The following is a 13,998-nucleotide window of genomic DNA, read 5'->3' as shown; positions in this document are numbered from 1 at the left end:
ATATTATTCTTAATACTTTCTTAAAAACAATTGCTGTTATTATAAAAAGAATATACATTAATGATAGGAATTTAAAGGAATTTAAAGATTTATGTGGAATGTTAAATAAAAATATTTATTTTGGGGGAATTTGTATGAAGAAAATTTTTTCGTTAACTTTTATAATTGTCCTGGTTTTAAGTTTTATAGTAATACCCTGTAGAGCAGATGACAATATTAGTCAAAGGTATGTTGATTATAGAGGAATAAAAATATATACTGAAGTTTATAACTACCACCCAAACTCAAAGGAAGCGATTGTATTTCTGCATGGATTGGGTGGCAGTCACAGCCATGGTGAATTTTTATACAACAAGAATAATCCATATATGACAATAACTTTAGATTATTTAGATCATGGCAATAGTGGGCATGTACCTTTTATCTCCTGGAATACTCAATTGAATTCAATAAAGGCGGTGTTGGACTCATATGGTATAAAAAAAGCACATTTAGTTGGACATTCTTTTGGAGCAGATACAGCCATGATGTTTGCTAAAAAATATCCTGAAAGGGTAAAGGATGTAGTGCTGTTGGACAGAGCTTATTATAATTTTAAGGATTTTGAAAAATTCAATGTTACAGAAGATACTATGAATATTTTAGAGTATGAATCGGATTCAGGATTATCCTATAATGAATTTTTACAGTATATGGACATGGCATGGGATAATGATATCACTAAGACCTGGAATATCAACAAAGATGTGTTGCTGCTTGGAGGCAATTGCAAGAATTTTCTCGGAGATCCTTCTACAGGTACCCCTTCATTGGCAGGAATTATTTCAATGATCAAAGAGGATCCTTTGAAATTTGGAATTGATCCTGATGAGGCTAAATTACTTCCGGACATTACAGAAAACGATGTATTATCCTTGGTCGATTTTTTGAAAAAGAAGATCAATAATTTTGAAAATGTCAATAGGAGATTTAGTGTAATACAAACCAATTATGCCCATGGAGATATGGTCAGGGATCCGGAGGCTATGAATGCCATGGAAAATTATGTTATTGGATATTTACAGAGCCAAAATAAACACATATATAAAACTAAGTGTGGTGTTGATGAAAAATATAAGCGTTCGATTTATAAATACAATTTTTTGCATTAAGAATTCTTGAACTTATTTAATGGCAATTACATATAGAGTGGATATTTCAAGAATGCAATTTTGAAATATCCGCTCTATATTACTTTAAATTTTGTTTATATGCTTCAACCATTTTTTTTACCATGTTTCCACCTATGGATCCAGCTTCTCGAGAAGTTAAATCTCCATTATAGCCTTCCTTTAGGTTTATTCCAATTTCTTTTGCTGATTTTATTTTAAAATGTTTTAATGCCTCTTTAGCTTGAGATGTAGTTAATTTATCGTTGTACACTGATATAATAACTCCTCCTTTTTATATTTATAGTAGATTCTACCGCTTATAATTAAGTTTGTGCATTATTATGAAAATTACTACAGGTAATTGGATGAACGCGTGTAATAAAATGTAAAATTAAATTATTCATAAAATGTTCAAAAAATAAACAACTATTTAATATATATGACACAGTATTGTAACATCAGATGTATAAAATAAAGATACAAGAAGTAAACGACCTAGTTATATAGATCTCCCTTAAAAAAGTAAGCATTGGAAATGTACAGTGCTTACTTTTTATAATATATAAATATATTTAGCGGCAAATTCGATTTTATAATTAAATAAATGCATTTATATGTACAGATGAATATATTATAATAATGATTAGAGGGGAGGAATAGCTTTGAAAAAGACTTATGTTTTAGATACCAATGTTATTCTGTATTCACCAGGGGCCATGTTGTCTTTTGGAGATGGTGATGTAGTTATACCGGAGGTGGTACTTGAAGAATTAGATGGATTCAAAAAAGACAAAAGTGATTTAGGTGCCAATGCAAGACATGCAGCTAGGTTAATAGATGGCCTGAGGAAAAAAGGAAAAATTAATAAAGGCGTACAGCTGACATCTGGAGGAAAATTCAGGGTTGAAATGAATCATTATGATGTAAAGCTGCCGCCAGCCTGGGATAAGAGCAAGCCGGATAACAGAATAATACAGGTATGTAAGGGGCTTAAAGATCAAGGCGAAAATGTCTGCCTTATAACAAAAGATATTTTTGAAAGAATTAAAGCTGATATTATAAATATAGAAGTAGAGGATTTTTATGAAAAAGTTGTTCCGGAGGATAAAAGCCAATATACAGGAAGGATAGATATATATGCATCAAAGCAGGACATAGAAAATTTTTATAGAGAAAAGTATATGAAAACTGATAAAATCACCTGTTATGATGAAGAAACTGAAGAATATTTTATACCGGTTCTCTATGTGAATGAATTTGTCATAATACACTGTTTTGAACATCCTAAACAAACTGCTCTTGGAAGATTTGATGGGCAAAAAATTGTTCCGCTTAATTTTAAGGACAGCTCGCCTCTGGGAATAAATCCAAGAAATGTGGGTCAAAAATTTATGCTGGAAGCTCTCCTTACAAATGCGGAAAAAGCTCCCCTTGTGATAATAAAAGGACCTGCTGGTACGGCAAAAACTTTTTTTTCATTAGCTGTAGGACTTCACAACATGATGGAAGAGGACAACAGAATGTATAGAAAAATGTTAGTATGTAGGCCCAATGTTACTATGGGTGAAGATATAGGATTTTTGCCAGGTACAGAACAAGAGAAAATATTTCCGCTTATGAGGCCAATATTGGATAACCTTGAGGTATTGGTGGATTCTGATGAGAAGGAAAGATATAAAAATGAAAAAGAATTAGAGGATAAAGTAATGGAACTGTTTGATAGAAAAATTATAACTACAGAAGCGGTGGGCTATTTGAGAGGACGTTCTATTACAAAAAACTGGCTTGTAGTTGATGAAGCTCAAAATTTAACACCCAAACAGGTAAAGGCTATAATAACAAGGGTGGGAGTAGGTACCAAGCTGCTGTTAATAGGAGATCCAGATCAAATAGATCAAGCGTTTTTGGATTCCAGATCTAATGGATTATCCTATGCATCGGAAAAGATGAAGGGAAGTACCCTATGTTATCAGGTTACTTTAAAGAACGATGAATGTGAAAGATCCCCACTGGCCTATGAAGCTTCTAAAAGACTATAAATGGAATAATATTAAAGATAATGGTACCATAAAAAGATATTTTACTATGAACATATTGTTATATGTTATCATAGTGGATATCTTTTTTATTTGACCCGTTATGAAGTTTTTATGCTATTTATAATTATTTCTATTTAAAAATTTTATCGTTTATTGTACAATATTGAAAGATATATTTTTAATTTATCATGTATTTTTAGGTTAGAAAGGAAAGGTTTTAATATATGAAAAAAAGGAGAACATCGGGTAAAAAGAGAAAATCAGTTTGGAAACTGGTGCTTTGTTTTTTGTTATTTGAGTGTATATTTACCGGAATGACGGCCCCTTTCTTGATATTTTACGGTCCTTTTGAAAACATAAAGAGAACTGTAGTAGGTGCAGCTATGACAACTTTAAGTCATCAATACATTGCAAAATTATTTTTGTCAGATGAAGATATAAAAAAAATACTGGCGGGAAATACTGTTGGAAATGTGGATAATGCAAAAATTTTAAATTTTGAAAATAAACATGATAGCAGTATAGAAAGGGAAGATATAAGTGATGATAAAAAGAAATTTAAGGGATATATATTGATAATTCATGATCCCACTAGAGTCAAGGTTGGATACAGCAGCAAACTGGGAGTAGTGGGAGAACTCACCAGCAGAATAGCAAGGAGAAATAATGCCGTAGCTGCTATAAATGGAGGGGGATTTAAGGATAGTTCCTCTGGGGACAGTAAATGGACCGGCACTGGAGGGAAGCCTACAGGTATACTGATGAGCAATGGTAAAATCCTGTCTAACGATTTAGAAGATCCCGATAAAAAATCAGGTGTAATGGCAATTACAAGTAAAGGGCAGCTTTTAGTAGGAAATCACAGTTTGAATGATATGAAAAAAAGAGGTGTCACAGAGGCTATATCTTTTAAACCTGCTCTGGTGGTAAATGGAAAAGGAACCATAACAGGAGACGGCGGATGGGGAATAGCCCCAAGAACAGCTATAGGCCAAAGGGCAGATGGATCTATAATTTTTCTTGTTATAGACGGACGTCAGACTAAAAGTATAGGTGCTTCCCTGAGAGATCTTCAGAATATAATGATTAAATATGGAGCAGTAAATGCCACAAATTTAGATGGGGGATCTTCTTCCACTATGTATTATGAAGGAGAAGTAATAAATAATCCCTGTGATACTCTAGGTGAAAGATCTGTTCCATCTGCTATTTATGTGAAGCCATAGAAACTATTGTAAGATTATTAAAGGGGAGTGTGAGATGAAAGTTTTTAAGAGAATTATTGTATGGATATCTATATCACTGGTAGTACAATTTGCGGGATTATTTTATATAAATAATTATTTTCTGTCTTCTCAGACAGAAATAAAAGCCAAAAAGGTTTTAAAAAGTGAACCTAAGAAAAAAGATGTTGTTGTAAAAATACCGCAAAATGCTAAGAATGTCAGTGTTTCCTTTGATGGAAGATATGTGGCTTATTACCAAGATAACATTTTAAAGGTTGTGGATTCAAAAACTGGTGATGGAAAAAATGTAGAATTTGAAGATGGAACGGAAATATCTTTTTATAAATGGCTTAAAGATAGAAATAGAATGCTTATAGCAGAAAAACGTAATTCTGATGAAGGTTACAAATTTAATTTGTCATATTATGAAGCTGACAAGGATATAAAAGAAAACAGTAAGGAATTGGATTGTTATGATGAAAAGGCTCAAATCAATGATATACAGGAATCTCATTATACAAATGTAATATATGTTAAAATACAGAACAGAGGACGAAGAACAAATATATACAGAATAAATATAATGAATGAAATGCAAAAAGTATATACGAAGTCCTATATGATAGGCAATATAGGAATTTTATATCTTGATGATAAATTAATATATGAAGATGATATATATCACAATATATATGTTACAGGCAGAGAAGAGCCTATTACCATTAAAGGAGTTAAAAATCCTGTATGGATAGGGGCTGATGAAAATGATAGAATATATATTGGAGATGAACAGAATGGAAAGATATCAAATATTTATTGCGGCAGTATCAATTCAGATGAAGATGCTTATGAAAATATAAATTTAAATAAATCTGTAAATAGAGATGACATATTTTTAATGCCCTCAGGGAAAATATACATAAATGACAATTTAAAGGGAGTTGTTACTGATGTAGCAACTGGAAAGCAATATATATATAAGGGAAATTTTATACAGATATTTGAAGGCGGGGTTGCATCCATAAGTAATGGCCAATTGGAAGAAGTATCGTTAAACTAAAATTAAAAAAGGAAGGAATGAAATATTTGACTGAAACTATATTAGAAAAAGTACTTATCATACCTGCTATATTGATAGGATTTGCATTTCATGAGTTTGCACATGCAATTACAGCAGATAGGTTAGGAGATAAAACTCCTAAATTTCAAGGAAGGCTTACATTAAACCCCTTTGCTCATGTGGACATTATAGGATTTATAATGATATTGTTGGTTGGGTTTGGCTGGGCGAAGCCGGTGGAGATCAATCCCAGTGCTTTTAAAAATAGAAATAAAGATGACTTGAAGGTTTCTATTGCAGGCCCACTTGCAAATTTAATAATAGCATTTTTGGCTGCTATGCTGGTAGTGCTGTTGTACAAGTGGGGAGGATTGGCTACAGAAACTTCTTCAATTTTTAATCTAGTGGTTAAAATTATACTGTACATTGTAAATATAAACTGTATGTTATTTGTCTTTAATTTGATACCAATACCTGGTCTAGATGGATTCCATATATTGAGAGATATTTTTCCATCACTGTTTTATAGAATATCAGGAAGTATATACAGATATCAGATTATAATATTACTATTGTTTGTGGCTACTCCATTGGCCAAGTATGTAGTGGGTATTCCATCTTTTATGATATATAAGACTTTTATCAGAGTAGCTAATAATATCTTTTGATTTAAACACGTTAATTACTGTGAATGAGTTGTATAATAATAATTTATCTCTTTAAATATAGATTGTACACCTTTTCCCCAGTTTTTATCTTGTGCATATTTCTTACCTATCCAAATAAAGGGGTTATTTTCTTTCGGTTTGTTTATAGATAGATTTATAATGGTATGAGCGGCTATTCTTGAGGAATCCTCTATATTTGTGTTATACTCCTTCCAACTGTGGTATACATTAAAAGGGTTGTTGGCTATTTTGTAAGCATTAGGTGTATTTGCAGGGACAAAATTTTGTTCCTGGCCCGTTATGGCAAAAAGTAAAATAGGATTTAAATTAAATTCTCTTGATGTATTGATTATAGTGGAGAAGTAAGGTTCCTTACATAATAGTGAATTTCGAGTATTTAAATAGGATTTTAACTTATTTACATTTATACTCTGATACTTCAAATATTCCGGCAGATATATATTGGGAAAATTCTTTTTGTAATTTTCTAAGGTTATACTGTCAATTAAATTTTCCATTTGTGAAAATTTAATTGCATTAAAATTTGATTGTAGCGTAAATTGACTTATTATACCTATAATTAAAATAGCTGTTAAAATAACTTTCACAAGTCTTTTTGGTAATTTTAAACGCTTTGAATCAAAAATTGAGGTGTGATTGAATATACCTTCACTGCACTTAGTTGATGGTGAGGGCATATCTTTTTTAATGCTTTTTTCATAATTGGTTAGATCGATTTCTTCAATCTTGTTCTCTATATTGTTGTTTACCCATTGGGTAAGTTCCTTTCTAAAATTCTTTTTTAAAAATTCATTTTTCATACAGTAGCTGAATATATCATACATGAAGATGGATTTTTGGTCTTTAAAAAGGGTTTCTTTCAAAATATCTAGTTTTATAGTTTGCCTGTAGGTTTCAGGAAGACCATTCAACTTTTTATCTAAAATATGATGTATAGTGTTGGAAAGCATTTTTGCTTTTTCTCTTGAACTAATTTTAAGATATTTTTTGTCTATATAATTTTTGAGAATTTGTATATCATCTTTACTGATTATCTTTTTGTTTTTAAGTTCTTCTACAAAATATTCCATGATTTCACAACCCAAATGCTATTCTATGTATAATTATTTTGCTTATTATTATCGTATATTGTAGAAAAAACTTTAATATAAAATATATTTGAAGAATGTTATTGACAAGTTTCCTGTTAAAAGAGATAATAAATTTTGTCTTAGGAAGCTGTATATCACAAATATAAGAAGGGAATTTTCTAATATGAGACTCAGAAAAAAATGGTGGGCTAGACCTGAAATGGAGACCAGCTTTTTTGTAATAACAGAACCTGAAAAATGTAAGGGAAAGTGGAAAGACAAATTCGGAAACAATAATAGCATATACTTGGAACTGGGCTGTGGAAGAGGGAAATTTTTATGCGAGCAAGCTCTGAACAATAAAAATATAAATTATATAGGAATTGATTTAAAGGATGAAGTTTTAGTATATGCATTGAGAAAGGTAAAGGAGAATAGAATAGAAAATGTAAGAATAGTGCCTATGAATATAGTAAATGTTGAGAAAATCTTTAGTGAAAATGAGATTGAAAGAATATATATAAATTTCTGCAATCCATGGCCTAAGAGAAGACAGAAAAAAAGAAGGTTGACTCATACTGTATTTTTAAATATGTATAAGAAATTTTTGAAGTCGGGGAGTCAGATATGGTTTAAAACAGATGATAGGGGACTTTTTGAAGAATCTCAGGGTTATTTTATAGAGAGCGGGTATAAGATAGAGTATTTGACATATGATCTACATAATAGCGGCTTTGATGAAAATGTAGTGACGGAATATGAGGAGAAATTTGTTCGATTTGGTATGAAAATAATGTTTTTTATAGCAGAATTAGTGCGAAATAGGTGAAAATTTTAGGTATTTAGTGGATTTTATAGACATAATATGGTAGTATGTAGATAATTGGATATTATAAACATAAGGGGGATTAAATTATGGAGAATAGGATGTCATTACACCATAAACTGATTGGTATATTAATATTGCTTATTATAATACCATTACTTATAATATCGATTTTTTCTTATTTCATTTTGTCTAAAATTACAAATGACAACGCTGAGGAACTGACTTATCAAATAGCAAAGGAGAAGGTTTCGTATATTGATTTACATAGCCTTTCATTAAAGCATGATCTGCAATCATTATCAGTTAATAAAGACGTGCTTTCACAGGATAAGGGGGAGCTATTAAATGCACTGGGGAGCATAACACAGAGTAACAAGGATATAATGCAGTCATATTTAGCGGATGAAACAAAGCAGATGATAGTATATCCTCAAAGTGTAAAATTACCTGCAGGATTTGATCCAACATCCAGACCCTGGTATAGAGATGCCATGGCTGCCAATGGACAGATATATGTAACTGCACCTTATAAAGATGCCCTTACAGGTAAACTTGTCATAACCATTGCTAAAAAAATTCAACTTAGTAACGGCAAGAAAGGTGCTGTGGGTTTTGATATTGATCTATCCACGTTGAGAGACAAGTTAGTTACGACTAAAATAGGGAAAAGTGGATATGCATTACTGGTTTCAGCAGACGGCACAATTATTGCGGATTCTGATAAGAGCAGGGTAATGAAGAATATAAAAGTGGAAATCCCTTCTGGGCAATCCGTTTTAAGTAAAAGTCAAGGGAATGTGGCATATGGAAGTGGAAAGGAATCTAAGATAGCTGGATTTAATAAATCCAGAGAAACAGGATGGACAATTATGGCGGTCAGTCCCAAAAGTGATTATGCACAGGGATTGAATGCCGCTATCACAACGGCCATTATAATTTTATTGATTATGCTGGTAATAGCTGTTATATGCGGCATATTTATTGCAAAATACGCAACAGAACCTTTAACTCATATACAGCAATTTGCTAAGAGATTGTCAGAATGTGATTTTAGCACTCCTATAATTATAAAGAGAAAGGATGAATTTGCAGATGCAGCTCTTTCACTCAATAAGGCTCAGGAAAATGTGAAATCTTTGGTGAAGACCATAATTGACAATTTTGAGAATATGAGTGCTTCTGGTCAGGAACTTTCTGCAACTGTCCAGGGAATGACGTCTAAATTTGAGAACATAAACAATTCTATAAATGATATCGTAAACGGTTCTCAGGAGACAACAGCTTCTGCTGAGGAAGTTACTGCATCTGTGGAAGAGATAGATTCAAATATAAATCAATTATCAGATAAGGCAATTAATGTAAATACAAATGCAAGCAAGTCTAAGGAAAATGCTCTTTCTGTCCAGGAAAACGCTCAAAATGCCATAAAGGAATGTAAAGACATCTATAAAAATGAAGAGATGAATATACTAAAGGCTATAGATGAAGGAAAAGTAGTTTCAAAAATAAAAGAGATGGCAGATATAATAGCAAGTATTGCGGAGCAGACTAATTTGTTGGCATTAAATGCAGCCATTGAAGCTGCGAGGGCAGGGGAACATGGTAAAGGATTTGCGGTAGTTGCAGAAGAAGTGAGGACACTTGCAGAACAATCTTCTGAAACAGTTTCTACAATTCAAAATGTTGTAGTAAAAGTTCAAGAGGCCTTTAAAAATCTTTCAAATACCAGTCATCAAGTTTTAAAATTTATTGATGAAAATGTAAATGTCCAATTGGATAATTATCTGAGTACCGGAGAAAAATATTATAAGGATTCTCAATTTACATCTGATTCTCTGAAGCAACTTACGTCGATGACAGAGGAAATAAAAAGTACAACGAATGAAGTGACTAAGGCAATTAACGGCATGGCTGGAATTGCGCAAAAATCTTCTGAAAGTACTAACCAGATTCAAGATGTTATAAATGATGCAGTGCAGGGTATGGTTCAGATTGATAAAACTGCCAAAGACCAAGCGGATTTAGCTCAAAAGTTAAATGAAATCATTCAAAAATTTAAAATTTAATTCTATAAGGTGTTACTTACAGTAGATATATCTGCATAAATAGGGAAAAGCTGGTTATATAACCAGCTTTTCAACATATAAGTCACTTTCTTTTTTCAAATCCAAAAAATTTCCCTCATCTAAAAGCAGAGGATTTGTCAAATCATTTACATGAACTTGAATCACCTTGTATTTTTTACCATTGTTTAACAGTACATTTTCTCCCATGAAATAATTTATTATATGGTTTAAAAATACATCACAGTATCTACAATCGAGCTTTCCAAGACTTTGTTCTTGAATGATCTTCAGAGCTTCAAAGGGGCCCCTTACTTTCTTATAGTATCTTGAGGAGTTTACTTCATCAAATAAGTCTGCAATAGCTATTATTTTAGCAAATAAATGGATTTTATCTCCAGCTATACCTAATGGATATCCGGATCCATCCATTTTTTCATGGTGCATCAACACTCCGTAACTTACAGAAGGATCCAGATATGGAATGCTTTTTATAAAATTATAACCTATGACAGGGTGGGTTTTAATAATTTTATACTCTCTAGAAGTAAGAACTCCATTTTTATTCAGTATATCTCTATTTATTTTTGTTTTGCCAAAATCATGTAATATTGCTGAATAGGTCAATAAATTTAGATCACGTTGATTTAAATTTAGCCATTTCCCCAGTATAAAGCTTATAGCGGATACATTTATACTATGCCTGTAGATGGCATCTTTTCCGCTGCCGTAAAATACAATATTTCTAATGACTATCCCCGTTGATTTAAATTCCTCCTGTATCTTTTTTGAAAAAGATCTTATTTCATTCATTTCAGGAACTTTTAACTCAGATATATTATTAAATATACGTTTTAAGTTCAGAGAAAATTCATTAAAATCATTCTCTATTTTTTGTATTGTATTTGTTTCAACAATTAAAGGACTGTCAGAATCATTTTTTACGTAGACTTCTACTTTGTCCACAAGATAGTTTTGCTTTAAATTATTTATAGTAGACGCTGTAATAATAATATTTTTAGCCAATAACATTTTACCTTCAAAAATTACATCACTTGAAGACATCATTCCAGGTTTTAATTCATCAAGTGAAAGTAACTTCTTTTCCCATGTCATATTGTCTCACCTCATATATCGTTAATTTAGAAATATATAGTAATTAAGTATTTTATCGTATCCTTTTCATAATTCTAAATATGATTGAGGCAAAATAAACCATTTTTATTATTTTCTAATCTACATGTAATTAATTTTTGAAGCTGTGAATTGGAGCAGGGATTCTACCGCCCCTATTTATAAAAGACTCACTGGAAAATTTACTTACGGACATTATGGGAGCTTTTCCAAGGAGGCCTCCAAAATTTGCTTCTTCTCCTACAGATTTATTGTAAACTGGGATTAATCTTACAGCAGTTGTCTTACAGTTTATCATTCCGATGGCGGCTTCGTCTGCAATTATTGCTGATATGGTGGATTCAGGTGTGTCCCCTGGTATCCCTATCATATCAAGTCCTACAGAGCATACACAGGTCATGGCCTCTAGTTTCTCCAAATTGAGGGAACCCGCATTTACAGCATGTATCATTCCTTCATCTTCACTTACAGGTATAAATGCGCCGCTTAGACCTCCAACTTGTGATGCAGCCATTATACCACCTTTTTTGACTGAATCGTTTAAAAGTGCAAGGGCTGCTGTTGTACCTGGACATCCGCAGCTTTCCAGTCCCATTTCCTCAAGAATTCTTGCCACACTGTCTCCTACAGCAGGTGTAGGAGCAAGAGACAAGTCCACTATTCCAAAGGGAACATTTAATCTTTTTGAAGCTTCACCAGCTACTAATTGTCCCATTCTAGTTATTTTGAAAGCAGTCTTCTTTATAGTTTCGGCTACTGTGTTGAAGTCCTTATTTTTTACTTCCTCCAATGCTGATTTTACAACACCAGGACCACTGACACCAACGTTTATTATGGCATCGGCTTCTCCAATTCCGTGAAATGCTCCGGCCATAAATGGATTATCCTCTACGGCATTTGAAAATATCACTAGTTTGGCACACCCTATACTGTCATCTTTTCTGGTGAGATAAGCGGTTTTTTTCACTACTTTTCCCATATCTTTTACTGCATCCATGTTTATTCCAGCTTTTGTAGTCGCTACGTTTACTGAAGAACATACTTTATTGGTGGATGCCAGTGCTTCTGGTATAGAGTCTATGAGTATCTTATCCCCTTTTGAGTAACCTTTATGTACAAGCGCTGTAAAGCCTCCGATAAAATCTATACCGAGAGTCCTGGTAGTTTTGTCTAGAGTTTGTGCAAATTTTACATAATCCTTATCTGAAGTTGATTGGGCCACAAGGGAAATGGGTGATACAGATACTCTTTTATGTATTATTGGTATACCATACTCTATTTCAATCTGTTCTGCAGTTTTAGCCAGATTTTCGGCATATTTGGTTATTTTATCATATATTTTTGTCCGTGCCTTTTCTCCATCGCTGTCGATACAATCCATAAGTGATATGCCCATAGTGATAGTTCTTATGTCAAGATTTTCCTTGTCTATCATTTTTATTGTTTCCATTATATTTTTAGTATTTATCATTATTGTTCACACTCCAGTTTAAATTTCTTGCATAGAAGTAAATATATCTTCTCTTTGAATCTTGACATCAACGCCTATTTCCTCTGCCTTATTTTCAAGAGCATTTTTTATACTTGTAAAATCTGCATTCATTTTACTTAAGTCTACAAGCATTATCATAGTAAAATAGTTTTCTATTAGAGTTTGATTGATATCCAAAATGTTTATGTTATTTTTAAATAGTACAGAGGTTATTTTATAAATTATGCCCACTTTATCTTGTCCAATTACCGTTATAAATGCTTTCATTTACTATGTCCATCTCCTTTTAATATTAGTTAATTTACACTAAAGTACAATTTATTTGAGAAAATAAAAAGAGATTAAAATAAGGTTTAATCTCTGGTAAACAAGGAATTAGAATAGTAAAATAGCTGAAATCTACTATTTTAAATAAAAAATCCCCCGTCCCTTTTACCTGAGAGTTTCACTGTAATCAGTTTTCCCCTTCGGTGCTCTTTGAGAGTCTCTCCAGAGGCTTGTCAGTTAACGGTCTATCAATGTATTCCACTAACTTCATCCAGCCTATTAAATTGTTAAAGTGATTATAACATGTTTCATAAATTAATTCAAATACAATATTTCAATTTTAAATCAAATTAAAAAAGAATTCTTGAGTTGTTAAAGCCCAAGGATCCTTTTATTTTAATGTACTATTTTGCTTTTTTAGCGGCATCAAGTATAGCATCAAAATTTGGTTGATTTGTAACCTCTGGAACATACTCCACATAAGTAATTTTATTTGAACTGTCGACTATAAAGGCAGCTCTGGCTAAAAGACCTAAATCATCCATATATGTTCCAAAATTTTTACCGAAGGTTCTATCTTTAAAATCAGATACCGTAATCACATTTTTTATTCCATTAGCTGCGCACCAGCGGCTCTGGGCAAAAGGCAGATCCATGGATACTGTATATACAGTTACACCAGGAATTTCTGATGTTTTTTCATTAAAAGTTCTGGTTTCTAGATCACAAACTGGAGTATCTAGGGAAGGCACTGTTAAAAATATTCTAACTCCCTTTGTATTCCCTAGAGAAATAGTATCCATTGCATTATTTATAAGTGTGAAATCTGGTACAGTATCACCGACTTTAAGGGCATTTCCAGAAATCTTCACAGTTTTTCCCTGAAATTTTAAATTCATTTATATCCCTCCAAATAAAATATATTAATTGAGAATTATTATTTATTATCATATTTATAATAGCATAAATGTGCAAAAT

13 protein-coding genes and 1 riboswitch are annotated in these 13,998 nt (G+C 32.1%); of the genes, 7 read left to right on the top strand and 6 right to left on the bottom strand.

Going from position 1 to position 13,998, the window contains the following annotated elements; all coding sequences use genetic code 11:
* Positions 1-134: 134 nt before the first annotated feature.
* Positions 135-1,151 (top strand): alpha/beta fold hydrolase, encoded by a 1,017-nt coding sequence (locus J5G60_RS11185; RefSeq protein WP_150356944.1) that lies wholly within the window; start codon positions 135-137, stop codon positions 1,149-1,151.
* Positions 1,152-1,230: 79 nt separating this feature from the next.
* Here the strand turns inward: J5G60_RS11185 and J5G60_RS11180 are convergent, their stop codons facing one another.
* Positions 1,231-1,422 carry an alpha/beta-type small acid-soluble spore protein gene (locus J5G60_RS11180; protein WP_407647121.1) on the bottom strand — a complete coding sequence of 64 codons (192 nt, stop codon included), beginning with the start codon at positions 1,420-1,422 and terminating at the stop codon, positions 1,231-1,233.
* A gap of 391 nt (positions 1,423-1,813) precedes the next feature.
* On the opposite strand from J5G60_RS11180, the gene J5G60_RS11175 reads away from it, so the two are divergent.
* From J5G60_RS11175 to J5G60_RS11160, 4 genes are all read left to right on the top strand, one after another.
* Positions 1,814-3,190: a PhoH family protein gene (locus tag J5G60_RS11175; RefSeq protein WP_150356946.1), complete on the top strand. Its 1,377-nt coding sequence runs from the start codon at positions 1,814-1,816 to the stop codon at positions 3,188-3,190.
* A 224-nt stretch (positions 3,191-3,414) separates the two neighbouring features.
* Positions 3,415-4,416 carry a phosphodiester glycosidase family protein gene (locus tag J5G60_RS11170; protein WP_150356947.1) on the top strand — a complete coding sequence of 334 codons (1,002 nt, stop codon included), beginning with the start codon at positions 3,415-3,417 and terminating at the stop codon, positions 4,414-4,416.
* A gap of 34 nt (positions 4,417-4,450) precedes the next feature.
* Complete coding sequence (locus tag J5G60_RS11165) at positions 4,451-5,476, top strand: hypothetical protein (protein WP_150356948.1); 1,026 nt, start codon at positions 4,451-4,453, stop codon at positions 5,474-5,476.
* A 17-nt stretch (positions 5,477-5,493) separates the two neighbouring features.
* The gene (locus J5G60_RS11160) at positions 5,494-6,144 is read left to right on the top strand and encodes a site-2 protease family protein (protein ID WP_179977832.1); all 651 of its coding nucleotides are present in this window, start codon (positions 5,494-5,496) and stop codon (positions 6,142-6,144) included.
* Between the two features lie 14 nt (positions 6,145-6,158).
* Here J5G60_RS11160 and J5G60_RS11155 read toward each other — a convergent pair whose 3' ends face one another.
* Complete coding sequence (locus tag J5G60_RS11155) at positions 6,159-7,235, bottom strand: hypothetical protein (protein WP_150356949.1); 1,077 nt, start codon at positions 7,233-7,235, stop codon at positions 6,159-6,161.
* A 184-nt stretch (positions 7,236-7,419) separates the two neighbouring features.
* Between J5G60_RS11155 and trmB the strand changes: the two genes are divergently transcribed.
* Both trmB and J5G60_RS11145 read left to right on the top strand, forming a co-directional pair.
* Entirely contained in the window at positions 7,420-8,064 is a 645-nt protein-coding gene (trmB, locus tag J5G60_RS11150) for a tRNA (guanosine(46)-N7)-methyltransferase TrmB (protein ID WP_150356950.1), read from the top strand.
* A gap of 86 nt (positions 8,065-8,150) precedes the next feature.
* The gene (locus J5G60_RS11145; protein ID WP_150356951.1) at positions 8,151-10,130 is read left to right on the top strand and encodes a methyl-accepting chemotaxis protein; all 1,980 of its coding nucleotides are present in this window, start codon (positions 8,151-8,153) and stop codon (positions 10,128-10,130) included.
* 54 nt (positions 10,131-10,184) lie between these two features.
* On the opposite strand, the gene J5G60_RS11140 is transcribed toward J5G60_RS11145, so the two are convergent.
* From J5G60_RS11140 to tpx, 4 genes are all read right to left on the bottom strand, one after another.
* Positions 10,185-11,243 (bottom strand): HD-GYP domain-containing protein, encoded by a 1,059-nt coding sequence (locus J5G60_RS11140; protein WP_150356952.1) that lies wholly within the window; start codon positions 11,241-11,243, stop codon positions 10,185-10,187.
* A gap of 130 nt (positions 11,244-11,373) precedes the next feature.
* Positions 11,374-12,732, bottom strand: coding sequence for a PFL family protein (locus J5G60_RS11135; RefSeq protein ID WP_150356953.1), 1,359 nt, complete (start codon positions 12,730-12,732; stop codon positions 11,374-11,376).
* A gap of 18 nt (positions 12,733-12,750) precedes the next feature.
* On the bottom strand, positions 12,751-13,020 hold the full coding sequence (locus J5G60_RS11130; RefSeq protein WP_150356954.1) for an ACT domain-containing protein: 270 nt from the start codon (positions 13,018-13,020) through the stop codon (positions 12,751-12,753).
* A 146-nt stretch (positions 13,021-13,166) separates the two neighbouring features.
* Positions 13,167-13,256, bottom strand: a riboswitch (glycine riboswitch).
* Between the two features lie 168 nt (positions 13,257-13,424).
* Positions 13,425-13,919 (bottom strand): thiol peroxidase, encoded by a 495-nt coding sequence (gene tpx / locus J5G60_RS11125; RefSeq protein ID WP_150356955.1) that lies wholly within the window; start codon positions 13,917-13,919, stop codon positions 13,425-13,427.
* Positions 13,920-13,998: the final 79 nt, after the last annotated feature.

Source organism: Clostridium sp. HV4-5-A1G, from assembly GCF_900184915.1.
Classification (GTDB): domain Bacteria; phylum Bacillota; class Clostridia; order Clostridiales; family Clostridiaceae; genus Clostridium_B; species Clostridium_B aromativorans.
The sequence above is the reverse complement of the archived record's forward strand: the minus strand, read 5'-3'. Positions and strand labels throughout refer to the sequence as shown.

Excerpts from the sequence above, each read along its gene's own strand:
- J5G60_RS11185 (WP_150356944.1), top strand. The coding sequence starts at position 135 with ATGAAGAAAATTTTTTCGTTAACTTTTATAATTGTCCTGGTTTTAAGT.
- J5G60_RS11170 (WP_150356947.1), top strand. The coding sequence starts at position 3,415 with ATGAAAAAAAGGAGAACATCGGGTAAAAAGAGAAAATCAGTTTGGAAA.
- J5G60_RS11165 (WP_150356948.1), top strand. The coding sequence starts at position 4,451 with ATGAAAGTTTTTAAGAGAATTATTGTATGGATATCTATATCACTGGTA.
- J5G60_RS11160 (WP_179977832.1), top strand. The coding sequence starts at position 5,494 with ATGAAATATTTGACTGAAACTATATTAGAAAAAGTACTTATCATACCT.
- J5G60_RS11155 (WP_150356949.1), bottom strand. The coding sequence starts at position 7,235 with ATGGAATATTTTGTAGAAGAACTTAAAAACAAAAAGATAATCAGTAAA.
- trmB (WP_150356950.1), top strand. The coding sequence starts at position 7,420 with ATGAGACTCAGAAAAAAATGGTGGGCTAGACCTGAAATGGAGACCAGC.
- J5G60_RS11145 (WP_150356951.1), top strand. The coding sequence starts at position 8,151 with ATGGAGAATAGGATGTCATTACACCATAAACTGATTGGTATATTAATA.
- J5G60_RS11140 (WP_150356952.1), bottom strand. The coding sequence starts at position 11,243 with ATGACATGGGAAAAGAAGTTACTTTCACTTGATGAATTAAAACCTGGA.
- J5G60_RS11135 (WP_150356953.1), bottom strand. The coding sequence starts at position 12,732 with ATGATAAATACTAAAAATATAATGGAAACAATAAAAATGATAGACAAG.
- J5G60_RS11130 (WP_150356954.1), bottom strand. The coding sequence starts at position 13,020 with ATGAAAGCATTTATAACGGTAATTGGACAAGATAAAGTGGGCATAATT.
- tpx (WP_150356955.1), bottom strand. The coding sequence starts at position 13,919 with ATGAATTTAAAATTTCAGGGAAAAACTGTGAAGATTTCTGGAAATGCC.